The organism is Microbacterium sp., assembly GCF_044508325.1.
Classification (GTDB): Bacteria; Actinomycetota; Actinomycetes; order Actinomycetales; family Microbacteriaceae; genus Microbacterium.
This window is the reverse complement of the sequence record NZ_JBIQHX010000011.1, coordinates 74,287-95,502: the sequence shown is the minus strand read 5'-3', so window position 1 is coordinate 95,502 and position 21,216 is coordinate 74,287. Positions and strand designations below refer to the sequence as shown.

The 21,216-nt window shown below is 71.2% G+C and carries 19 protein-coding genes; 14 read left to right on the top strand and 5 right to left on the bottom strand.

All coding sequences use genetic code 11. The features are described 5' to 3' along the window. The first annotated feature begins 18 nt into the window (after window positions 1-18). Genes ACIWQI_RS10610 through ACIWQI_RS10600 form a run of 3 tightly spaced genes read left to right on the top strand, consistent with a single transcriptional unit; the run spans window position 19 to window position 2,912 of the window. Window positions 19-1,350 carry a glutamine synthetase family protein gene (locus ACIWQI_RS10610; protein ID WP_396657303.1) on the top strand — a complete coding sequence of 444 codons (1,332 nt, stop codon included), beginning with the start codon at window positions 19-21 and terminating at the stop codon, window positions 1,348-1,350. After that, window positions 1,337-2,179, top strand: a complete 843-nt coding sequence (locus tag ACIWQI_RS10605; RefSeq protein ID WP_396657301.1) for a gamma-glutamyl-gamma-aminobutyrate hydrolase family protein — start codon at window positions 1,337-1,339, stop codon at window positions 2,177-2,179. The genes ACIWQI_RS10610 and ACIWQI_RS10605 overlap by 14 nt, the downstream gene beginning before the upstream one ends. After that, entirely contained in the window at window positions 2,166-2,912 is a 747-nt protein-coding gene (locus ACIWQI_RS10600) for an SDR family oxidoreductase (RefSeq protein ID WP_396657300.1), read from the top strand. Before ACIWQI_RS10605 ends, ACIWQI_RS10600 begins: the two co-directional genes overlap by 14 nt. Here ACIWQI_RS10600 and ACIWQI_RS10595 read toward each other — a convergent pair. Genes ACIWQI_RS10595 through ACIWQI_RS10585 form a run of 3 tightly spaced genes read right to left on the bottom strand, consistent with a single transcriptional unit; the run spans window position 2,893 to window position 5,025 of the window. After that, window positions 2,893-3,699, bottom strand: coding sequence for a type 1 glutamine amidotransferase (locus ACIWQI_RS10595; protein ID WP_396657298.1), 807 nt, complete (start codon window positions 3,697-3,699; stop codon window positions 2,893-2,895). The genes ACIWQI_RS10600 and ACIWQI_RS10595 overlap by 20 nt on opposite strands. 40 nt (window positions 3,700-3,739) lie before the next feature. Continuing rightward, entirely contained in the window at window positions 3,740-4,513 is a 774-nt protein-coding gene (gene cofE, locus ACIWQI_RS10590; RefSeq protein ID WP_396657296.1) for a coenzyme F420-0:L-glutamate ligase, read from the bottom strand. A 5-nt stretch (window positions 4,514-4,518) separates the two neighbouring features. After that, window positions 4,519-5,025: a GNAT family N-acetyltransferase gene (locus ACIWQI_RS10585; RefSeq protein WP_396657295.1), complete on the bottom strand. Its 507-nt coding sequence runs from the start codon at window positions 5,023-5,025 to the stop codon at window positions 4,519-4,521. A gap of 148 nt (window positions 5,026-5,173) precedes the next feature. Here ACIWQI_RS10585 and ACIWQI_RS10580 point away from each other — a divergent pair, with 148 nt between their 5' ends. From ACIWQI_RS10580 to ACIWQI_RS10565, 4 genes are all read left to right on the top strand, one after another. Further along, window positions 5,174-6,580, top strand: a complete 1,407-nt coding sequence (locus tag ACIWQI_RS10580) for a DUF222 domain-containing protein (RefSeq protein ID WP_396657293.1) — start codon at window positions 5,174-5,176, stop codon at window positions 6,578-6,580. Window positions 6,581-6,952: 372 nt separating this feature from the next. Further along, entirely contained in the window at window positions 6,953-7,513 is a 561-nt protein-coding gene (locus ACIWQI_RS10575) for an acyl-CoA thioesterase (RefSeq protein ID WP_396657291.1), read from the top strand. Between the two features lie 60 nt (window positions 7,514-7,573). Then, window positions 7,574-7,996, top strand: a complete 423-nt coding sequence (locus tag ACIWQI_RS10570) for a VOC family protein (protein ID WP_396657289.1) — start codon at window positions 7,574-7,576, stop codon at window positions 7,994-7,996. A gap of 67 nt (window positions 7,997-8,063) precedes the next feature. Continuing rightward, window positions 8,064-11,822, top strand: coding sequence for a proline dehydrogenase family protein (locus ACIWQI_RS10565; RefSeq protein WP_396657288.1), 3,759 nt, complete (start codon window positions 8,064-8,066; stop codon window positions 11,820-11,822). 15 nt (window positions 11,823-11,837) lie between these two features. Here the strand turns inward: ACIWQI_RS10565 and ACIWQI_RS10560 are convergent, their stop codons facing one another. Continuing rightward, window positions 11,838-12,683: a PIG-L deacetylase family protein gene (locus ACIWQI_RS10560; RefSeq protein WP_396657287.1), complete on the bottom strand. Its 846-nt coding sequence runs from the start codon at window positions 12,681-12,683 to the stop codon at window positions 11,838-11,840. 163 nt (window positions 12,684-12,846) lie between these two features. On the opposite strand from ACIWQI_RS10560, the gene ACIWQI_RS10555 reads away from it, so the two are divergent. The 6 genes from ACIWQI_RS10555 to ACIWQI_RS10530 all read left to right on the top strand — a co-directional run bounded on the left by ACIWQI_RS10555 (window position 12,847) and on the right by ACIWQI_RS10530 (window position 17,867). Next, a complete protein-coding gene (locus ACIWQI_RS10555; protein WP_396657286.1) occupies window positions 12,847-13,281 on the top strand; it encodes a hypothetical protein in 435 nt (144 codons plus the stop codon). Next, on the top strand, window positions 13,281-13,502 hold the full coding sequence (locus ACIWQI_RS10550; RefSeq protein WP_396657285.1) for a helix-turn-helix transcriptional regulator: 222 nt from the start codon (window positions 13,281-13,283) through the stop codon (window positions 13,500-13,502). Before ACIWQI_RS10555 ends, ACIWQI_RS10550 begins: the two co-directional genes overlap by 1 nt. Window positions 13,503-13,512: 10 nt before the next feature. Beyond that, window positions 13,513-14,508: an NAD(P)-dependent alcohol dehydrogenase gene (locus tag ACIWQI_RS10545; protein WP_396657283.1), complete on the top strand. Its 996-nt coding sequence runs from the start codon at window positions 13,513-13,515 to the stop codon at window positions 14,506-14,508. Window positions 14,509-14,710: 202 nt separating this feature from the next. Then, window positions 14,711-15,586, top strand: a complete 876-nt coding sequence (gene ddaH / locus ACIWQI_RS10540; RefSeq protein ID WP_396657313.1) for a dimethylargininase — start codon at window positions 14,711-14,713, stop codon at window positions 15,584-15,586. Next, window positions 15,553-16,821 carry an ornithine--oxo-acid transaminase gene (gene rocD / locus ACIWQI_RS10535; RefSeq protein WP_396657282.1) on the top strand — a complete coding sequence of 423 codons (1,269 nt, stop codon included), beginning with the start codon at window positions 15,553-15,555 and terminating at the stop codon, window positions 16,819-16,821. Before ddaH ends, rocD begins: the two co-directional genes overlap by 34 nt. Window positions 16,822-16,964: 143 nt before the next feature. Further along, window positions 16,965-17,867 (top strand): hypothetical protein, encoded by a 903-nt coding sequence (locus ACIWQI_RS10530; RefSeq protein ID WP_396657281.1) that lies wholly within the window; start codon window positions 16,965-16,967, stop codon window positions 17,865-17,867. Between the two features lie 33 nt (window positions 17,868-17,900). Here ACIWQI_RS10530 and ACIWQI_RS10525 read toward each other — a convergent pair whose 3' ends face one another. Beyond that, on the bottom strand, window positions 17,901-19,460 hold the full coding sequence (locus ACIWQI_RS10525; protein WP_396657279.1) for a molybdopterin-dependent oxidoreductase: 1,560 nt from the start codon (window positions 19,458-19,460) through the stop codon (window positions 17,901-17,903). Window positions 19,461-19,506: 46 nt separating this feature from the next. Here ACIWQI_RS10525 and ACIWQI_RS10520 point away from each other — a divergent pair. Next, window positions 19,507-21,216 (top strand): circularly permuted type 2 ATP-grasp protein (locus ACIWQI_RS10520; protein ID WP_396657277.1); only part of this gene is annotated, 1,710 nt, incomplete at its 3' end.

Sequence of the window (21,216 nt, the reverse complement as noted above, 5' to 3'; positions counted from 1 at the left end):
AAGCAGGGCATCGAAACGGTGATTCCGGGGACCGCTGACACCAACGGAGCGTGGATCGGCAAGCGCGTGCCGCTGCAGGACTTCCTGCGGCTGGCGCGCGGCCACGGAGTCCCTTACTGCGATGTGCTCTTCGCGATCACCCGGGACGGCATGGAGAATGTCTTCGCGCCCGAGAACGGCACGACGTACTTCCCCACGCACCGCAACGGGTACCCGGACATCTTCTTCCGGCCCGATCTGTCGAGCGCGCGCGTGCTGACCTGGCACGATCGCACGATCGCGGTGAACGGGATCTATCACCTGCCGGACGGGTCCGAGGTCCCGCTGACGCCGCGCCGAGTCCTGATCCAGGCGCGCGAGCGGCTGCGCAACCTCGGCTACGAGCCGTATGCCGCGACCGAGTTCGAGTTCTACGTGAGCGACGGAACGCCCGAAGAGCTCCGGGCCTCGGGCTGGCAGTTGCGTCCGCTGTCGACGCGAGCATACACGTACCAGGTGTTCCGCTCGTCGATCGACCAGGACTTCCTCTCCCGCTGGCGGAATCACCTGCTGCACGCCGGGATCGCGATCGAGGCGATGAACCCCGAGACCGGCCCCGGTCAGTACGAGCTGAACGCGACCTACACGGATGCGCTGCGGTGCGCCGACGACTCGTTCCTCTATAAGAACGGGCTGAAGGAGATCGCGGCGATGGAGGGCCGCACGGCATCGTTCATGGCGATCCCGCGCTCCGATTGGGCGGGGTCATCCTGTCACATCCACCAGTCCATCCGTTCGACGTCGTCCGGTGAGCCGGTGATGATGGAGCCGGGCACCGAGGGCGTCCGCCCCGAGCTGTCCGAGGTGGGCCGCCACTATCTCGCCGGCGTCCTGGCCACCCTGCGCGACTTCGCCGCGATCTACTGGCCGACGGTCAACTCGTATCGACGGGCGAAGCCGTACTCGTGGGCGGCGACGACAGTGACGTGGGGCTTCGACAACCGCTCGACGGCCCTCCGCGTGGTGGGCGAAGACGCAGGGTCTGTGCGGATCGAGAACCGGATGCCGGGCGCCGACGTCAACCCGTATCTCGCCATCGCGGCGACACTTGCCGGCGGCGCGTACGGGATCGAGCAGCGCCTCGAACCGCCCGCCGCCTACCCGGGCGATGCCTACGCCGATGCCTCGCTGGAACCGCTGCCGAAGTCGCTCGACGAGGCAGTCGACATCCTCGAGCAGAGCGCCGTGGCACGGGAGCTGCTCGGCGAGGACTTCGTCGTCCACTACGTGACGAGTCTTCGCGCCGAGCTCGCGCAGTGGCATGCGCATGTGTCGGATTGGGAGGTCGGGCTCTACTTTGAGACAGCATGACCACACGGGCGACCGGCTCGGCGAGCACGGCGAGGCGCCGCCGGCGCGCGATCCCGTCATCGGAGTCTGCGCGGCGTACGAGCGGGCTTCCTGGAGCTTCTGGGACATGGACGCCGCCATCGTGGCGAGCACGTACCTGAGTCACCTCGCGCACGGCGACGCCGTGCCACTGGCCCTCATCCCCTCGGAGCAGACCATCGCCCACGCCGATGATCTTGTAGGCCGCCTCGACGGGCTTCTGCTCCTGGGCGGTGCCGATGTCGATCCCGCCTTCTACGGGCAGGCCCACGAGCCCGAACTGGAGGCGACCGTGCCGTTGCGTGATCGCACCGAGATCGCGCTCGTTCAAGCGGCGATGCGGCGGCGGCTCCCGGTCCTCGGGATCTGCCGTGGCCTGCACGTCATGAATGTCGCGACGGGCGGATCGCTGCACCAGCACATCGGGGTGCGCGCGGGCGCTACGCACCGCAAGGTCCCCGGGAGCCTCGACGTGGAGACCGAGCACGGGGTCGAGATCGCGCAGGGGTCCCGACTCGCGCAGGTCATGGGCGACGGGCCCCGCACGGTCAACAGTCACCACCACCAGGCCGTCGACCGTATCGGCGAGGGCGGCACCGTCTCCGCGGTCAGCCGCGACGACGGGCTGGTCGAAGCACTGGAGTGGGAAGGCCCCGCCTTCGCGGTCGGGGTCCAGTGGCACCCCGAGGCGGCCGAGATCGGCGGCATCATTCAGCACTTCATCGACGAGTGCCGCGCGGCGCTCGTCGAACAGACGTCGGCGGACAGTCCGCGGAAGCGAGGAGAGAGAAGTCACCATGGGAATGCTTGAAGGCAAGGTCGCGGTCATCACGGGTGCCAGCGGATCCATCGGCAAGGCCAGCTGCGAGGTGTTCGCCCGTGAGGGCGCGACCGTGGTCGGCGTGGACGTGCGAGAAGGGGATGCGCCGGTCGATCACTTCTTCACGTGCGACCTGACCGATGAAGCCGCCGTCGCCGATCTGTACCGCGACATCGCGGCGCGCACGCGTCGCATCGACATCCTGTTCAACAACGCGGGCATCGCGATCCCCGAAGACCAGTCGGTGCTGACGACCGATCTCGCCGCGTGGCAGAAGGTCATCGACGTTAACCTCACCAGTGTGTTCCTGTGCTGCAAGCACGGCATCCCTCACCTCCTCCGCAACGGCGGTGGCAGCGTCGTCAACACGGCGTCGCTGGTGGCGTCCGTCGGCTCGGCCGCGTCCCAGATCGCGTACACGGCGTCGAAGGGCGGCGTGCTCGCGCTGTCGCGCGAGCTCGGCGTGGAGTTCGCCAAGAAGGGGGTGCGCGTCAACGCGATCAGTCCCGGACCGGTGTCGACGCCGCTGCTGGCCGGCCTGTTCGACCAGTCCGAGACAGCCCGACGACTGGTGCACGTCCCGCGCGGCCGCTTCGGCGCGCCGCACGAGATCGCCGAGGCGGCGGCCTTCCTCGCCTCCGATGCCGCCTCCTACATCACCGCCACGGACTTCAAGGTGGACGGCGGCATCCACGCGGCATACGTCACTGCGCTCGAGGAGTGACCACCGCGGCCGGTGCGGCGGCCCGGGGCCGTCGCACCGGTTCAGTCTCGTGCGCTGCGGTGCGGACTATCCCCGCGAAGCGGCGGGCGAGGGCTCTCGTGCCCGCTACGACCTCCCCATCGGCCTGTGCGAGTTCGTCAGCCAGCCGCGAGTACTGCTCGGCGAACGCGGGCGCCGTCTCGACCGCTTCGTCGCGCCAGCTTCGGAAGGAGTCCGGCGAGACTTCCGGGTGGAACTGCACACCCCAGGCCGAGCCGACGCGGAACACCTGATGCCGATACAGGTCGCTCGCACCGAGATGCACGGCCCCGTGCGGCATACGCACGATCTCATCGAAGTGGAAGCCGGCTGCGTGGAACGGCGCCGGCAGACCGCGGCAGAGTGCATCATCCTGGGCGCTGTCCAGCCAATCGATGCGCGTGAGTCCGATCTCCGGGCCGCGCGCGCCTCGCTGCACTTCGCCGCCGAGGGCGTGGGCGAGCAGCTGTGCGCCGAGACAGATCCCGAGCGTGGGCACAGCGGCGTCGGTCGAACGCCGGAGCAGCCGGGCGATGTCAGCGAGCCAGGGGTGCCGGTCGACATCCCGGGTGCCCATCGCTCCGCCCAGCATGATGAGCCCGTCCGCGGCGACCTCGCGGGGCACAGCCTCTCCTGCGAACGGCCGCACGGTACGGACGCGGACGCCCTCGGCGGCGAGCCAGCCGGCGAATCGGTCGAGCCCTCCGGACGGGTCCGGCTGGATGACGAGGATCTCGGGTTCGCGAGGATCGCGGGTCGGATCGGTCAACGCAAGCTCCTTCCGCTGATCCGCCCGAGCGCGGCGGGCGTCAGCCCCGGGTCTCCGACCAGACCTCGGCGGCGCCCGCCGCGTACCCCTGCTCGTAGGCCTCGTCGGCGCCGAGCGCGAACATGTCGCGGTCGGCGGGGCGGATGATCGACCGTGCTCCGGGCAGATCGAGCGCGCCGACGAGATCGGCGCGTCCGCGCACGACGGCGACCGGCCGGCGCAGGGACTTGCCCTTGACGAGCTCGGCCGCCGCGCACAGCTCGTCGGCGACGCACGGCATCGTCACGATGAGGGGGCGACCTTCGGCATCCGCCTTCCCGCGCAGGTCCTCGAACACGTGCACGCCGCCGGCGCCGATCGCGGCATCCGTCTGGCCTTCCCGCCAGGCGCGGCCCATCGTGTCGGAGATGAGCACTCCGACCTCTGCCCCTGTCCGCTCGCGCAGGCCCGCCGCGAGGCGCCGCGCCGACGCGTCGGGGTCGACCGGCAGCAGCAGCACCGTGCCGTGCGGGGTGTTCGACGAGTCGACGCCCGCCGCGGCGGCGATGATGCCCAGCCGGTTCTCGACGATCCGCGTCACATGCCCGTCGGAGGAGGTGCGGGATGCCACGACCCGCACGGTCTCGGCCCTGATCGCCTCGTCACGGTCGTCGGTCGCGACGGTGCGGCCCTCGGCCTTCGAGACGATCTTGGACGTGACCACGAGGATGTCTCCGTCGGCCAGCGTGTCTCCCACGGCGGCGGCGATGAGCGCGACCAGATCATCGCCCTCGTGGACCTCAGGAAGGCCCTCGAGGGGCCACACCTGCAACATGGGCGTCAGCGGACGAACCGGACTTCGGTGAGCGTTTCGCCCAGGAACGGCTCGGTGTGCGTGGCGCCGTCGAGGCTGAAGCCGTTGCGCGTGTAGAACCGGTGCGCGCGCGGGTTGTCGTCGGCGACCCACAGGTACGCGGGCTCGTCTCGGCCGAGCACCGCGTCGAACAGCTGCTGGCCGATGCCGGTGCCGTGATACTTGCCGAGCAGATAGATGAAGTAGAGCTCGCGCAGGCGGGGGGCGTCCTTGTCGCGAGCGGGGCCGGAGCCGGAGAAGCCCACGACCTCGCCGTCGACGAGCGCGGCGAACATCTTGAACTCGGGACCCTGCACGGCCCAGTTGACCCACAGCTCCGCAAGGCGCTTGGGGGAGATCTTCTCGAGAGCGGCCTTGCTCACGAGGTGGTCGTAGGTCTCGTGCCAGCAGGTGGCGTGGACGCGCCCGAGAGCCTCGGCATCCACATCCCGCACCGGCCGGACGATGACGGCGGTCTGCATTTCGGCTTCCATGCGCCAGACTCTACGCGGGCGCGGGCGCGGGAAGAAATCGAGGGCGTGACGGCTCCGGTGCAGAGGCGTCAGGAGGCGGATGCCGCGTCGTGAATGGCTGAACTACGTTCGAATGTGAATGTCTGACCACTCTGCCAGAATAGATGCTATGAACGAAATCGCGGCGGCTCTGGATCGGACGAGCGCGTCGCTGGATGAGGTCGTGAGCGCGGCGCTCGCCGACGGCGCGGCGCGGCTGTGGACCGAGTCGGAAGTGCTCGAGGTGATGTCGGCGGCGGCGCGGATCGCCCGCCGCGCCGAGGCGCTGCTCATCGAGGCGGCGAGCCAGGTCGACGGTCGGTCGGCGGCGCCCGCTCTGAGCGAGCGCATGACGAATCGGTTCGGATGCCGTTCGGTCGGCGAGCTGGTGCGGCGGGCGACGCGGGTCAGCGGGCGTCGGGCGAGCGAGCTCGTCAAGGCCGGCCGGGCGGTGCGACAGGAGGTCGCGCCGACTTCGGGCGAGTTGCTGCCGCCCGAGTTCCCGGCCCTGCGCGCGGCGCTGGTCGACGGGGCGGTCGGGCTCGATGCGCTGCTGGGCGCGACGGTGCCGATCGCCGGGCTGGCGACGGCGGCGGGTCGCGCGGCGCATCTGGCCGCGGACGAAGAGCTCGCGGCGGCCGCTCGCGGCGCCGACGGGCCCGCCGCGACTGCCGACGAGCTGCGCTCGTTCGCGACGGTGTGGTCGATGTATCTCGATCCTGACGGCGCCGAGCCGCGCGAGGCGAAGGCGATGCGCAAACGGGGCATCACGCTGGGTCGCTGCCAGGACGGAATCGTTCCGATTCGCGGGGGTCTGCTTGCGGAGGTCGCCGCTCAGCTCGAACTGCTGGAAGACGCCGTGCTCAATCCGCGGGTCGATGACCTGACGCGCGTCCCGGTCTTCACGGCCGCGCCGAACGAGCCGCCCAGCGAGCCCGACAGCCGCACCCGCCCGCAGAAGCTGCATGACGTCTTCGCCACCGTGCTGACCAAGGCCGCGGCATCCGGTCAGTTCCCGACCATCGGAGGTGCGGCGCCCACGCTCGTCGTGTCGGCGCGCGCGGAGGACCTTGAGACCGGCCGCGGGTTCGCCCACATCGACGGCGCGGACGAGCCGGTGTCGCTCGCCGTTGCGCGACACATCGCCTGCACGGGCGGAAGCCAGCGGGTGCTGCTGGACGGCGGCGGTCGGATCGTGTCGATCGAGATCGCCGACCGGGTCTTCAACGCCCATCAGCGTCGCGCGATCGGGCTGCGCGACGGCACGTGTGTGATTCCGGGATGCCGGGTGCCCGAGGTGTGGTGCGAGATCCACCATGTCCACGAGCACGCACGCGGCGGCTCGACCAGCACCGACAACGGTGCCGCCGTGTGCTGGTACCACCACCGCACGCTCGAGACGAGCGGGTGGAGCATCCGCATGAACCGCGGCGTCCCCGAGGTGCGCGGCCCGTACTGGTGGGATGCGGAACGCAGGTGGAGATCCGCGACGAAGTCGCCGACCAGGATGCGGTCGACCATCACCAGACGCACGTGAGCAGCAGCGGCTCTCCCGACCCGGCCCCGCGCAATGTCGGAGGCATGGTGTGTCCTGTCCTACTGGCCATCGGCCGGTGGCGGGAGTGCCGGTGGCGACTACTCCGACATCGTCCACAACGATCTCGGATCGATGGGCGCCATCGCCGTCACGGTGTCAAAGGGCCAGGACTTCCAGTCGACCCGCTGCGGTGACTGGAAGAAGGTCGGCCGACTGGGGTTTCGGCCGGCCTCGCGGCGGCGGGCGCTCTGGGGGACCACCCGCCGCCGCACCTCTTCCTCTGGGGGGGCCGACTTCCTCTGGGGGTCCGACCTTGTGGCCTGGCCACAACCGAATCGTCCGGCCGGGCGCGACGGGCTACGATCGCACCTCGTGAATGTGTGGTGGCGGACTCTCCTGACGATCCTGCGGGCGAAGACGATGCTGCGGCGCAACGGCCCGGTGTCCCCGACGAGCGTCGGGCGCATCCGGCTGCGGACGCTGCCGACCGACATCGATCTGCTCGGACACATGAACAACGGCCGGTACGGGTCGCTGTTCGACCTCGGCCGGTTCGACCTGCTCATCCGCACCGGCATGTGGGACCTCATCGACGAGAAGAAGTGGTACGCGGTCGTCGCCAGCGAGACCATCACCTTCCGCAAGTCGCTGCAGCTGTGGCAGCGGTTCACGGTCGAGACGCGGCTCGCCGGCCACGACGAGAAGTCGGTGTACATGATCCACCGTGCCGTCGTGAAGGGCGAGATCTACGCCGAGATGCTCGTCCGGGCCCGATTCCTGCGCCGCGCCGGCGGAACCGTCCCTCTCGAGGAGCTCTTCGAAGCCCTGCACCGGCCCGACGACCTGCCTCCGCTGGAGCCCTGGGTGCGCGAGTGGGCCGCGGCATCCGCCCTGCCCTCCACGAAGGAGCCCGCACCCAGCGTCTGGGACTGATCGACCGTCGCGTCCTGGGCGGGGGAGGCGTAGAATTCCGCCGACCGAGGAGATGGTCACATGTTCGACCGCGTCATCGCCATGCCCGTGCTCGCAGCCTCCGATCTCACTCGTGCGAGAGCCTTCTGGCACGACGTCCTCGGTCGCGACCCGGTCCTCACCGATGTGGGCGGCGACATCTACGACGTCGGCGGCGTCGCGGTCCACGTCTACGAATCGGCCTATGCGGGCACCGCGAAGAGCACGACGCTGGGCCTGATCACGGACGACCTCGACCGAGACATGGCGGCGCTTCGGGAGCGTGGCGTGGAGTTCCACGAGTACGACCTGCCGGGCGTGAAGACCGTCGACGGCGTGATGGAGATGGACGGCGAGCGCGCGGCGTGGTTCAGCGACAGCGAGGGCAACATCATCGCGATCGAAGAGCCCTCGCCGGAGCGCCTCGAGCAGGTCCAGAGGATGCGCGCCGCGATCGCCGGATGATCGCGACGGGCAGCAGGACGGATGCCGGCCCGCTCGACACCTTGCGGCCCCACCGTAGGCTGGTGGCATGGTGACCAACCCTGATCAGGGCGACACCGGCCACACAGCCATCGGCGACGACCTCGCCGAGCGGGCTGTGAAGCTCGCGCAGCGGTGGATCACCGCGAGTGCGGAGGTCGACGTCGACCCTGCCGCCGAACGACTCGCCGGAGTGCTGCAGGATCCGAACGGCCTCCCCTTCACGCTCGGCTTCGTCGACGGCGTGATGCGGCCCGAGAGCCTGTCGGCAGCGGCATCCAATCTCCATCGCGTCGCCCCGCTGGTCCCCGACTTCCTGCCGTGGTACCTCCGCTCCGCGGTCCGCGTCGGCGGCCAGGTGGCTCCGGTGCTGCCCTCGCCGGTCGTGCCGATCGCGCGCCGCGTGCTGAGGGAGATGGTCGGCCACCTCATCGCCGACGCGCGGCCCGAGAAGCTCGGCCCGGCGCTGGAGAAGATCCGCGAGGGCGGACACCGGCTCAACCTCAACCTCCTGGGCGAAGCGGTGCTCGGCGAGAAGGAGGCCCTCCGCCGGCTCGACGGCATCCACGACCTCATCCGCCGCGACGACGTCGACTACGTCTCGGTCAAGGTGTCGGCGATCGCCAGCCGCATCTCGATGTGGGCGTTCGACGAGACCGTCGACAAGGTCGTCGAGCGGCTGCTGCCGTTGTACCTCACGGCCGCGGGCGGCCCGGGGGGCGCCGGCACCTTCATCAACCTCGACATGGAGGAGTACCGCGACCTCGATCTGACGATCGCGGTGTTCACCCGGCTGCTCGAAGATCCGCGGCTGCGGAACCTGGAGGCGGGGATCGTGCTGCAGGCGTACCTCCCGGACGCGCTGCCGGCCCTGCAGGAGCTGACCGCTTGGGCGACGCAGCGCGTCGATGCCGGCGGGGCGCGGATCAAGGTGCGGCTGGTCAAGGGCGCGAACCTCGCGATGGAGAGAGTGGATGCCGCGATGCACGGCTGGCCGCTCGCCACCTACGGCTCGAAGCTCGACTCCGACGCCAACTACCTGCGATGCCTGGACTGGTCGCTGCGCCCGGACCGCACGCGCGCGGTGCGCATCGGCGTCGCGGGCCACAACCTGTTCGACCTCGCCTACGCGTGGCTGCTGGCCACCGAGCGCGGGGTCGCCGGCGCTCCGGCGGGCTCAGGGCAGGCGACCTCGGCGACCGCGGGCGTCGAGTTCGAGATGCTGCTGGGCATGGCGCAGGGCCAGGTCCAGGCGGTCAGCCGCGACGTGGGCGGCGTGCTGCTGTACGTGCCGGTGGTGCGCCCGGACGAGTTCGACGTCGCGATCTCATACCTCGTGCGCCGCCTGGAGGAGAACGCGTCCACGGAGAACTTCCTGTCGGCGGCGTTCGAGCTGCACGAGAACGAGGCGCTGTTCGCCCGTGAGCGCGACCGCTTCCTCGCGTCACTGCGTCGCGCGGCCGACCCGGCGCTTGCGACGGGGCCGAATCGGCACCAGGACCGCACGGCGCCGGCGGAGGCGGCACCGACCCACGCCCCGGCCACCACGGCAGCCTCCACGGCGGTCGTCTCAGGGGCGACACCGGACGACGCCGACCTCACCCAGGCGGTGCTCGGCATCGCCCATGACGACGTCGACGCCGGTGCGCCGGCTCTGTTCGCCGGCCAGGAGTTCGTCGACACCGCCGTGTTCGCCCGGCAGGAGAGCCGCCCCGCCGCAGGAGCCCCGGGCTTTCGCAACACCCCGGACTCCGACCCGGCTCTGGCGGTGAACCGGGAGTGGTCCGCGGGCATCCTCGCCCGGGTTCCCTCCTCGACCGCGGGCGACGCCGCCATCGCCGCCGCCCGAATCGCCGACGCGGCCGTGCTCGATGCCACCGTCGCGCGCGTGCGGGATGCCGCGACCGAATGGGGGGCGCTGCCCGCCGCCGATCGCGCCGCCGTGCTGCACCGCGCCGCCGCCGCTCTCGAAGCGCGCCGCGGCGAGCTCATCGAGGTGTCGGCGTCCGAGACCGGGAAGGTCTTCGCCGAAGCCGACATCGAGGTCAGCGAGGCGGTCGACTTCGCGAACTACTACGCCGCCACCGCCCGTGAGCTCGACGCCGTCAGCGGCGCGGTCTTCGTCCCCGCGCGCGTCACCGTCGTCACCCCGCCGTGGAACTTCCCGATCGCGATCCCGGCGGGCGGGGTTCTCGCCGCCCTCGCGGCCGGCTCGGGCGTCGTCTTCAAGCCGGCGCCCCAGGCGCGCCGCTGCTCGGCCGTGGTCGCCGAGGCCCTGTGGGAGGCGGGGGTGCCGCGCGACGTGCTCGCGCTCGTGGACATCGAGGAGGGGGCGCTCGGCCGGCGGCTCATCGCCCATCCGGACGTCGATCGCGTCATCCTCACCGGCTCATGGGAGACTGCGGCGCTGTTCCGCTCGTGGCGCCCCGACCTGCCGCTGCTGGCTGAGACCAGCGGCAAGAACGCCATGATCGTCATGCCTTCGGCCGACCTCGACCTCGCGGCATCCGATCTCGCCAAGAGCGCGTTCGGGCACGCCGGCCAGAAGTGCTCGGCCGCATCGCTTGCGATCCTCGTGGGTCCGGTCGCGCGCTCGAAGCGCTTCACCCGGCAGCTGGTGGATGCAACCCGCTCGCTGCGGGTGGGTCTGCCCACCGATCCGCTCGCCGAGGTCGGCCCGGTCATCGAGCCCCCGCAGGGCAAGCTCGCCTGGGCGCTGACGACCCTCGACGAGGGCGAGGAGTGGCTGGTCGCCCCCGAGGTGCTCGACGCCCCGGACCCCGAGACCGAGGGTCGGCTGTGGACCCCCGGCATCCGCACCGGCGTGCAGCCGGGATCCCGCTTCCACCGCGAGGAGTTCTTCGGGCCGGTGCTCGGCATCATGACCGCGCCGTCGCTCGAGCGCGCGATCGAGCTGCAGAACGCCGTGGCGTACGGACTCACCGCCGGCCTGTACACGCAGAACCCGGACGACCTTGCCCAGTGGCTGGACGGCGTGCAGGCCGGGAACCTCTACGTCAACCGCGGCATCACGGGCGCGATCGTGCAGCGGCAGCCCTTCGGCGGCTGGAAGCGGTCGTCGGTGGGCCCCGGCGCGAAGGCCGGCGGACCCAACTACCTCATCGGCCTGGGGTCGTGGCGCGCCACCGGCGGCACGGCGTCGTCGACGCTGCACCTGCGCGGACTCGACAGCCGCATCACGACGCTCATCGAGGCGGCGCAGCCCTCGCTCGGATTCGAGGAGTTCGAATGGGTGCGCCGCGCCGCACTCGCCGACGCCCTTGCGTGGGGGCGCGAGTTCGGGCAGGTCAAGGACGTCTCCGCCCTCGGGGTGGAGCGCAACCTCTTCCGCTACCGGCCGCTGCCGGTCGCGGTGCGGGCCACCGGTGACGCCAGCTGGCAGGCGCTGCTGCGCGTGATCATCGCGGGCGTCCGGGCCGGTTCGTCGTTCTCGGTGAGCTCGCCCGTGGGGCTTCCGCCCGCCGTCCGGCGGCTGCTGGCGGACGGCGACGTGCCGGTGTGGGTCGAGAGCGACCAGGAATGGATCGAGCGGATGTCTGTCCGCGACGGCGAGGGCGAGGCATCCCGCCCTCCGCGCGCGCGCCTCGTGGGACCGCCCGAGTCGGTCGCGCCGCTGCATCGCGCCCTCGCCGAGGCCGTCGGCGGCGACCCCGATCTCGCGATCTACGACAACGAGGTGACCACCGCCGGGCGCATCGAGCTGCTGCCGTTCCTGCACGAGCAGGCGATCGCGATCACCGCGCACCGCTTCGGCAACCCCGACCCCTGGAGCGAGGGCGTGATCTGAAGGTCGGCTGACTGCTCAGCGGAGAGGGTCGGCCGCCAGATCGCGCACGTGGTAGAACTCCTGATCCCACAGCAGGTAGACCAGCCACGCGGGCAGCGAATACGCCGACTGCAGGTAGTCCTCCTGCGAGGCGTGGATCCTCCAGCCCTCGAGCTTCTTGCCGGTCTCGGCGGACATCGCGTACTCGGGGTCGGGCTGGTTCTCGACCACGAGCCTGCCCTGCTCGCCGCCGAACATCGACAGCGCCGGGGTGGGACTGATCGTGTAGACGAGGTGGCCCGGACCCGTGTAGGCGCCCCCGTCGCGGGCGAGCTGGGCGATCGCCCGCTCAGTCAGATGGCCCATCTGCATGTGATCCTTGTGGCCGGTCGCGCCGGACGCAGGCCAGAACCCCACCACGACATCGGGACGGGTGCGCTTCATGGCTGCGACGAGTCTGTCGACGATCTCCTGCTCGTCGGCGTCGGGCACGCCGCCGTCGGGGTAGTCCCACACCTCGTGCTCGTCGACACCCAGGTTGAAGCTGTTCTTGAGCGCCTCGGCGGTGCGCACGATTCCCAGATCCTGCTGTCGTGCGACGACCGGAACCTGGTGGCCCGCCTCGCCGGCGGTGGCCGTGATCATGGCGGTGTAGGCGCCATCCTGCTGCTTCGCGCGCCAGAACAGCCCGTTGACGGTCTGCTCATCGTCGGGGTGCGCGAACACGCCGAGCACGCGCTTGCCGCCCAGCTCGCCGATGACGGAGTCGACGCCCTTCGCGGTGGGCATGTGGAACAGGCTGCGGCCGGCCCAGTACACGCCGATGACGGCGACGAGAAGGACGGCAGCGACGACGATGAGCGCGATCCAGCGCTTGCGCATGAGGGGCTCCGAGGGACGAGCGGGCGAGGGCGTGACCCGACTGGTGTGGTCGGAGCATCGTAAACCACATGACGCGAGGAATTGCCGTGTAAAGAATTCTTGACATCCTGATTCCGCGCCGATACCGTCGAGATGTCAAGGATTCTTTACATCGGGAGTTCCCATGGTCTACGAAGAGCGCAACATCTGGGCGAGTCTCATCGTCAGCGTGATCGGGATGATCGTCTACATCGTCGTCGTGCTGCAGCAGGCCGGTGGCAGGCCGCTCACCGAGGTCGACTGGGTTCCGATCATGCTCTGGACGATCGGCGGCGGCATCGTCGCGGCCATCGTCCTCAGCATCGTGTGGGGCCTGATCGCAGGCGCCCGCGATCCCGACGGCGTGGGGCGCACAGATCAGCGCGACCGCGACATCGCCCGCATGTCCATCCGCGTCGGCCAGGCCTTCCTCGTGATCGCCGGGCTCGGCGTCATCGTGCTGTGCGCCTTCGAGGCGGACTGGTTCTGGATCGCCAACTGCATGTTCTTCGGGTTCGCCGCCTCGTCGATCATCGGCGGCATCGCAAGCGTCGTCGCCTACCGCCGCGGACTCGCCTGATGGTCAAGCCCACGAAGGTCACCAACACGATCCGCGCGGTCCGGGAGTCGGCCGGGATGACCCAGGCCGAGCTCGCCCGGCAGGTCGGCGTCACCCGTCAGACCCTCATCGCGATCGAGCAGGGACGGTACTCGCCCACGCTCGAGCTGGCGTTCCAGCTGGCCCGCGCCTTCGGCGTCGGGCTCGACGACCTGTTCGACTACCCCGTCGAGGAGAGCTGAGGAGCACGAGATGACCGTGGTCACCGACACCATGCCCGCCTGGCGCCAGCACCGCTACGGCGAGGTCGGCACCGTCGCGCGCGAGGAGGCGCCGGTGCCCGCGCCCGGCCGTGGCGAAGTGCTCCTGCGCGTGCAGGCGACGGGCCTGAACAACGCCGACATCCGCGTCATGCGGGGCGAGCCGCTGCTTGTGCGCGCCGCGTTCGGACTGCGGCGGCCGCGCCGGCCGATCCGGGGAATGGATGTCGCGGGCACCGTCGTCGCGCTGGGCGAGGCGGTGACCGCGGTCGCGGTCGGCGACCGCGTCGTCGCGGAGCTTCCCGGCGGCGGCGGGCTCGCGCCGTACGCAGTGGCACCGGCATCCCGTCTGGTGCCGGTGGCCGCGGGCCTCGACCCCGAGCGCGCGGCCGCCCTGCCGATCGCCGGAGGCACGGCGTGGCAGGCGCTGGAGCTCGGGAGAGTGGCCTCCGGTCACCGTGTGCTGGTGATCGGGGCCTCGGGCGGGGTCGGGACCTTCTCGGTGCAGCTCGCGAGGCTGCGCGGCGCCGACGTGTGGGCGCTGTGCGGCGAGCGCAATCGCGAACTGGTCGCGGACCTCGGGGCCTCGCGCACGTTCGACTATCGCGTCGTCGCCCCGGCGGGCCTTCCCGCCGGGTCGTTCGACGTCGTGATCGACATCGCCGGCACAGCCCCGCTGCGCGACCTGCAGCGGCTGGTTCACGAGGGCGGCACCGTCGTGATGGTGTCGGGCGAGGGCGGCCGCCTGCTCGGACCGATCGGGCGGCTCCTGCGCGCCGCGCTGCTGTCGATCGGGTCGAAGCGACCGGTCCGCATGCTCGCCGCGGCGGCCAAGCCCGACGTACTGCGCGAACTGGTCGCGCTCACCGCCGACGGCCGCCTGCGGCCCGTGATCGAGCGAACCTTCGGGTTCGATGAGGCGGATGCCGCGCTCGCCCACGTCGCGGCGGGGCACACCGTGGGGAAGGTCGTCGTGCGGGCTCCCTGACCGGTCGATCCACCCATCCGGATCAGCGCACATCCGCCCACTCGCGGGTGGCTGCCAGGTCGGGGCGTGCGCGGCGTGCGACAATGGTGTGCGGCGTGCCCGCCCCTTCCCCCGAGCTCCGCGAGCTTCGAAGGCCGCCGGGCCTGAGGACGCAGTCCGCCGAATCCCACAAGGAGCGAAATTGCCCGCGCAGTCCGAGACCATGACCGCACAGCCTTCGACCGGGGCCGGCGGCACCGGGGGACGCATCCAGCAGGTGCGCCGCTACCTCATGTGCCGCCCCGAGCACTTCACGGTGAGCTACACGATCAACCCGTGGATGGAGCCGGCGAACCCGACCGACACGGCGCTCGCGGTGCGGCAGTGGCAGAGCCTGTACGACACCTACCTGGCGCTCGGGCACGAGGTCGAGCTCATCGACCCGATCCCGGGCCTGCCCGACATGGTCTACACCGCCAACGGCGGCTTCGTCATCGACGGCGTCGCCTACGGGGCGAAGTTCCGCTACCAGGAGCGCGTGCCCGAGGGACCTGCCTTCATGGACTGGTTCCGCAGCGCCGGATTCGAGGTCGTCGAGCCCGTCGCCGTCAATGAGGGCGAAGGCGACTTCCTGCTCGTCGGCGATGTGATCCTCGCCGGCACCGGCTTCCGCTCCACCGACGAGAGCCACCGCGAGCTGAACGAGGTCTTCGGCAAGGAGGTCGTCTCGCTCACGCTCGTCGACCCGCGCTTCTACCACCTCGACACCGCGCTGGCCGTCCTCGACCCGGTCGAAGGGCCCGGCGGCGTCGAGCGCGCCAACATCGCCTACCTCCCGCACGCCTTCGACGAGCGTTCGCAGTCGCTGCTGGCTGAGCGCTACCCCGACGCGATCCGGGTCTCGGATGAAGACGGCGCCGTCTTCGGCCTCAACTCCTCCAGCGACGGCCGCAACGTCGTGATCTCCCCGCGGGCGAAGGGCTTCGAGGCGCAGCTGCGCGAACGCGGCTACAACCCCGTGCTCGTCGACCTCTCCGAGCTGCTGCTCGGCGGCGGCGGGATCAAATGCTGCACGCTCGAGCTGCGAGGACGCGCGTGAGCACCGCGGCCGCCGACACCGCTGCCGTGCGGATCATCCGCGGCGCGGCGGTGCCCGGCATCGACGAGACGCATGTGGCGCAGAACTACCACCCGCTGCCGGTCGTGATCGCCCGCGGCGAGGGCGCCTGGGTGACCGATGTCGAGGGCAAGCGCTACCTGGACCTGCTCGCCGCGTACTCCGCGCTGAACTTCGGCCACCGGCATCCCGCCCTCATGGCGGCGGTCACCGAGCAGCTCGGGCGCCTCACGCTCACCAGCCGCGCCTACCACAACGACCGTCTCGGCGACTTCGCCGCGGCGCTCGCCCAGCTGTGCGGGAAGGACCTCGTGCTGCCGATGAACACCGGCGCCGAGGCGGTGGAGACCGGCATCAAGGTCGCGCGGGCGTGGGCCTATCGGGTCAAGGGCGTCGCGCGGGACCAGGCGCAGATCATCGTCGCCCATGAGAACTTCCACGGCCGCACGACCACCATCGTCGGATTCAGCGACGACGCGGCCTCGCGCGACGATTTCGGGCCCTACGGACCGGGCTTCGTCGCCGTGCCCTTCGGCGACGCCGCGGCGATCGAAGCCGCCATCACGCCCGACACCGCGGCGGTGCTCATCGAGCCCATCCAGGGCGAGGCCGGCGTCATCGTGCCGCCCGAGGGCTACCTGCGGGCCGTCCGGGAGCTGTGCGACCGGCACGACGTGCTGTTCGTCGCCGACGAGATCCAGTCCGGCCTGGGCCGCGTGGGCACCACCTTCGCCTGCGACCGCGAGGAGGTCGTCCCCGACATCTATCTGCTCGGCAAGGCGCTGGGCGGCGGCATCCTTCCCGTCTCGGCGGTGGTGGCCGACGCCGAGGTCCTCGGGGTGATCGGGCCCGGCGAGCACGGCTCGACCTTCGGCGGCAACCCGCTGGCGAGCGCCGTCGGACTGCGCGTCGTCGAGATGCTCTCGACCGGGGAATTCCAGACACGCGCCGCCGCCCTCGGCGAGCACCTCGCCGAGCGGCTCGGCGCCCTCGTCGGTCACGGCGTCACCGCCGTGCGCACGGCGGGCCTGTGGGCCGGCATCGACATCGATCCGTCGGTCGGCACCGGTCGCGACGTGGCCGAGCGGATGCTCGCCCGCGGCGTGCTCGTCAAGGAGACGCGCGGGCAGACCATCCGCATCGCGCCCCCGCTGGTCATCCGCGCCACCGAGCTGGACTGGGCGATCGAGCAGCTCACGGTCGTCCTCGAGGGCTGAGCCCCCGAGGCGCGCCCCCGCCGCCGGACGCACCGACCGATATACCAGCGCTTGACGGGGATCGGACGCGCCCACGATACTCGGCCCAGCACGATCCGGGCGACCTCCGCCCAGACGATCTCGAGCGGGCGGAGAACACACCCATGACGCGACCCCTTTCGGCACGCAGAGCTCCTTTCACGACCCGCGCGGTCGCGGCGGTCACGGGAATCGCCGTGGGGCTCGTCCTCGTGTTCGCGGCCACGCCGGCGACGGCGGCCGGACCGGACACCGGCTTCGACCAGCCCTACGCCGGAACGCCCGCCTTCGAGAAGTGGGCGCCCACAGCGGCTCCGAGCCGGCAGCAGGTCAACCGCCCCCTGGGGCAGGCGCAGGCCGACCAGATCGCCCGCAAGCTGGGGCTGGACAAGAAGCGCGTCTTCACCGAGAAGCAGTACGTCGAGTTCATCACCGGCGGCGGGATCGGCGGCGACCCGCACTGGGCGAAGCTGATCGACGAGAGCGTGCGGATCTTCACGAACACCACCGGAAACCCCCTGCTCTCCAAGGTCGACGGTGTCTGGACGCCCACGGTGCTGGGCAGCTACGGGCTCTTCGTCAACGAAGACGGCATGCTGATGAGCCTTGCCAACGACGCCGCGCCCACCAAGCAGGTCAACCCCGTCCTCGAACCGGTGACCGGGTACCTGGCCACGTGGTGCCGGCACAACGGATGCGAGGACTCCCTCGCCATGATCTACGAGGACTCCGCCTATCCGGGGGAGCTCATCGCCGGACTGCTGTCCCAGCAGACCAGTGCGCCCGTGCAGCTGGTCCCCAACGACAAGCGCGGCCGGCAGGCGACGGTGGGGATGTCGATGGCCCCCTCGATCTGGATCGTCAACTTCATCCTCGTCTACGTCCTGAACCCCGCCGTGGCTGCGAAGATGCCGGCCTGGTGGACGCCGATCCCGCAGGACGTGGTGCAGGCGCTCGAGGCGACAGCCGGCGACCCGAACCCCGGGCAGGTGCCGTACGCCGACTACGCCGCATCATTCTCACGCTGATCCCCGGGCGGTGCACCGCGAACCGGGTGCGGTTCAGGCGACGGTGATGTTGAGCTGCTGCCAGCCGGTCGCCCCATCGGGCGCCGGCCACGAGTCGACCTCGGTCTGGCGCTCGCCGCGGGCGTTGGTGGCACGGCAGCGGATCGCGTGATCGCCCCGCTCGGCGGTCCACGGGATGCTCCACTGCACCCAGGTGTCGTCCGAGATCGCGACGGCGAGCTCCGCCTCGCGCCACGGGCCGCCGTCGACCTGCACTTCGACCTTCGAGATGCCCACGTGCGGCTCCCAGGCGACCCCGGCGATGACGACCTCGCCGGGGCTCAGACCCTGTCCGCGGCGCGGCACGTCGATGCGCGACTGCAGCTTGACCGGTCCCTGCGCCGACCAGCCGCGTTCGGTCCAGTACGCCGTCGCCCGGTCGAACCGGGTCACCTGCAGCTCGGTGACCCACTTCGTCGCCGACACGTAGCCGTACAGGCCCGGCACCACCATGCGCACGGGGAACCCGTGCTCGGGCGGCAGCGGCGCGTCGTTCATGCCCACCGCGAGCAGGGCGCCGCGCTGCGGATCGGTCAGCACCTCGAGCGGAGTGCTCGCCGTGAACCCGTCGTGGGAGCGGGAGAGCACCATGTCGGCGCTCGGGCGGGGTCCGGCCCGCTCGAGGAGGTGCCGGATCGGATGCCCGAGCCACTTCGCGTTGCCGATGAGATCGCCGCCGACCGGGTTCGACACGCACACGAGCGTGGTCCAGCTCTCCTCGAGCGGGAGGGCGAGCAGCTCGTCCCACGTGATCACGACCTCACGGTCGACGAGCCCGTGGATGCGCAGCGACCAGTCCGCCGGGTCGATGTCGGGCACGATCAGGGCCGTGTCGATGCGGTAGAAGTGCTCGGCCGGGGTCACCACCGGCGCGAGTCCGAGCACCCCGAGCTCGGCGCCCGCCGGAATCGGCGCGGCCGTCACCGCCGGGGCGGGCAGGCGCAGGGCGCGGCGGACGGCCGCTGAGACCTGGGTCCCGGCACGCAGCGCCGTGCCGCCGATCGCGGCGAGCACGCCGATCGCGGCCGCACCCCCTGCCCAGGCGAAGAAGCGGCGGCGGTCGATGGCGCCGGCATCCCCGGGCGAGGGAGGCGGCGACTCCCGCGCTCGCAGCGGCCGCCCCAGCGCCCACAGCGCGAGCGCGGCGCCGACGCCGGCGACGGCCGAGGGCACCCACGACAGCGCCCCCGCGTCGCTGCGCGTGAGCGCGGCGACCACCCCCGCGGCCGCGAGGACCAGCACGAGCACGCGCCCCCACGGCGGCCATCGCGCGTCGAGAAGGCCCGCGACAGCGCCGAGCGCGATCGCCACGAGCAGGATGCCGCCCAGCAGCGCGACCTTGTCGGCGGTGCCGAACAGGGCGATCGCGGTGTCCTTCGCCCACGTCGGAGCCAGGTCGATCAGCGCCGCGCCGACCACGGCGAACGGGCTCGCGGCGGGTGCGAGCACCCCGGCCGCGAGTTCGCCGGCCCCGGCGCCGAGCGCGACCGAGGCCGCTCCGGCCGTCGCCGCGGCGAGTGCGGAGCCGCGCGGAGCGTGCGGTGCATCCGTCACGTGAACAGCGTACGTCCGCCGCAGGGGCGCACACTATTGTCGTCCTATGGGCGACCTCTTCGACGGGTACGGGTCCACACTGGCGCCGCGCAAGACGCCCGCAGGCAGCCCCGCCTTCGACGAGATGTTCGGCGCACCCGAGCACCCGGGAGGTGCGGCGCCCTCGCGCGCGGCGTACCGCGAGCTCTACGGGGCGCTCGCCCGGATGACGCAGGAGGAGCTGCGCGGCCGCACCGCTTCGCTGGAGAGCTCCTATCTCGCCCAGGGCGTCACCTTCGACTTCGCCGGCGAGGAGCGCCCGTTCCCCCTCGACGCCGTGCCCCGCATCATCGCCTACGACGAGTGGTCGCACATCGAGGCGGGCGTGCAGCAGCGCGTGCGGGCGCTGGAGGCGTTCCTGGACGATGCGTACGGCTACCAGCACTGCGTGCGCGACGATGTGCTGCCGGCGGCCCTGATCGCCTCGTCGCAGTACTTCTACCGTCAGGCGGCGGGCATCCGCAGCGCGAACGGCGTCCGCATCCACGTGTCGGGGATCGATCTCATCCGCGACGAGCGCGGCGAGATGCGCGTGCTCGAGGACAACGTGCGGGTGCCCTCCGGCGTCAGCTACGTGATCTCCAACCGGCGGGTCATGGCGCAGACCCTGCCGGAGCTGTTCGTCTCGATGCGCGTGCGCCCGGTCGGCGACTACCCCAACAAGCTGCTCGCGGCGCTGCGGGCCTCCGCCCCCGCGGGCATCGACGACCCCAACGTGGTCGTGCTCACGCCCGGGGTGTACAACTCGGCGTACTTCGAGCACACGCTGCTGGCCAGGCTCATGGGCGTCGAGCTCGTGGAGGGTCGCGACCTGATCTGCACGGGCGGCAAGGTGTTCATGCGCACCACGCGCGGACCCGAGCGGGTGGATGTCATCTACCGCCGCGTCGACGACGACTTCCTGGATCCGCTCCAGTTCCGCCCCGACTCGATGCTCGGCGCGCCCGGGCTGCTGCTGGCGGCGCGGCTGGGGAACGTGACGATCGCCAACGCGGTCGGCAACGGCGTCGCCGACGACAAGCTGCTGTACACGTACGTGCCCGACCTCATCCGCTACTACCTCGCCGAAGAGCCCATCCTCAAGAACGTCGACACGTGGCGCCTGGAGGATCCCGGGTCGCTGGAAGAGGTGCTCGACCGGCTCGACGAGCTCGTGGTCAAGCCCGTGGACGGCTCGGGCGGCAAAGGGCTCGTGGTGGGGCCGGATGCCTCGCGCGCCGAGCTGGACCAGCTCCGCGCGCGTCTGCGCGCCGATCCCCGCGGCTGGATCGCCCAGCCGGTGGTGATGCTGTCGACCATCCCGACCCTGGTCGAGGACGGCCTGCGGCCGCGGCACGCAGACCTGCGGCCGTTCGCGGTGAACGACGGGGACGGCATCTGGGTGCTGCCGGGCGGCCTGACCCGTGTCGCCCTTCCCGAGGGGCAGCTCGTCGTCAACTCCAGCCAGGGCGGCGGCTCGAAGGACACCTGGGTGGTCGGCGGGTCGGCGCCCGCCCAGGTCGAGTACGGCCAGGGGGCCGCCCTGGTCGGCGACGAGGCCGCCACCGTCACCGAAGCGATCCCGATCATCTACGACGACCAGCCCGAGCAGGTGCACTCGCCGCAGGACCTGGGGCCGGTCGTGAGCGAGCAGCAGGAACAGCAGCAGCAGGCCCTTCGACACGCGCCCGGTGGGCGCGGCTCAGGAACCGGAAGAGGCGGGCGCGGTGGGCGCGGC

What these genes read in the sequence shown, in the direction of transcription:
- ACIWQI_RS10550 (WP_396657285.1), top strand. Translation starts at nt 13,281, where the DNA reads ATGGTCAAGCCCACGAAGGTCACCAACACGATCCGCGCGGTCCGGGAG.
- ACIWQI_RS10585 (WP_396657295.1), bottom strand. Translation starts at nt 5,025, where the DNA reads ATGGAAGCCGAAATGCAGACCGCCGTCATCGTCCGGCCGGTGCGGGAT.
- ACIWQI_RS10580 (WP_396657293.1), top strand. Translation starts at nt 5,174, where the DNA reads ATGAACGAAATCGCGGCGGCTCTGGATCGGACGAGCGCGTCGCTGGAT.
- ACIWQI_RS10565 (WP_396657288.1), top strand. Translation starts at nt 8,064, where the DNA reads ATGGTGACCAACCCTGATCAGGGCGACACCGGCCACACAGCCATCGGC.
- ACIWQI_RS10560 (WP_396657287.1), bottom strand. Translation starts at nt 12,683, where the DNA reads ATGCGCAAGCGCTGGATCGCGCTCATCGTCGTCGCTGCCGTCCTTCTC.
- ACIWQI_RS10570 (WP_396657289.1), top strand. Translation starts at nt 7,574, where the DNA reads ATGTTCGACCGCGTCATCGCCATGCCCGTGCTCGCAGCCTCCGATCTC.
- cofE (WP_396657296.1), bottom strand. Translation starts at nt 4,513, where the DNA reads ATGTTGCAGGTGTGGCCCCTCGAGGGCCTTCCTGAGGTCCACGAGGGC.
- ACIWQI_RS10530 (WP_396657281.1), top strand. Translation starts at nt 16,965, where the DNA reads ATGACGCGACCCCTTTCGGCACGCAGAGCTCCTTTCACGACCCGCGCG.
- ACIWQI_RS10555 (WP_396657286.1), top strand. Translation starts at nt 12,847, where the DNA reads ATGGTCTACGAAGAGCGCAACATCTGGGCGAGTCTCATCGTCAGCGTG.
- ddaH (WP_396657313.1), top strand. Translation starts at nt 14,711, where the DNA reads ATGACCGCACAGCCTTCGACCGGGGCCGGCGGCACCGGGGGACGCATC.
- rocD (WP_396657282.1), top strand. Translation starts at nt 15,553, where the DNA reads ATGCTGCACGCTCGAGCTGCGAGGACGCGCGTGAGCACCGCGGCCGCC.
- ACIWQI_RS10600 (WP_396657300.1), top strand. Translation starts at nt 2,166, where the DNA reads ATGGGAATGCTTGAAGGCAAGGTCGCGGTCATCACGGGTGCCAGCGGA.
- ACIWQI_RS10545 (WP_396657283.1), top strand. Translation starts at nt 13,513, where the DNA reads ATGACCGTGGTCACCGACACCATGCCCGCCTGGCGCCAGCACCGCTAC.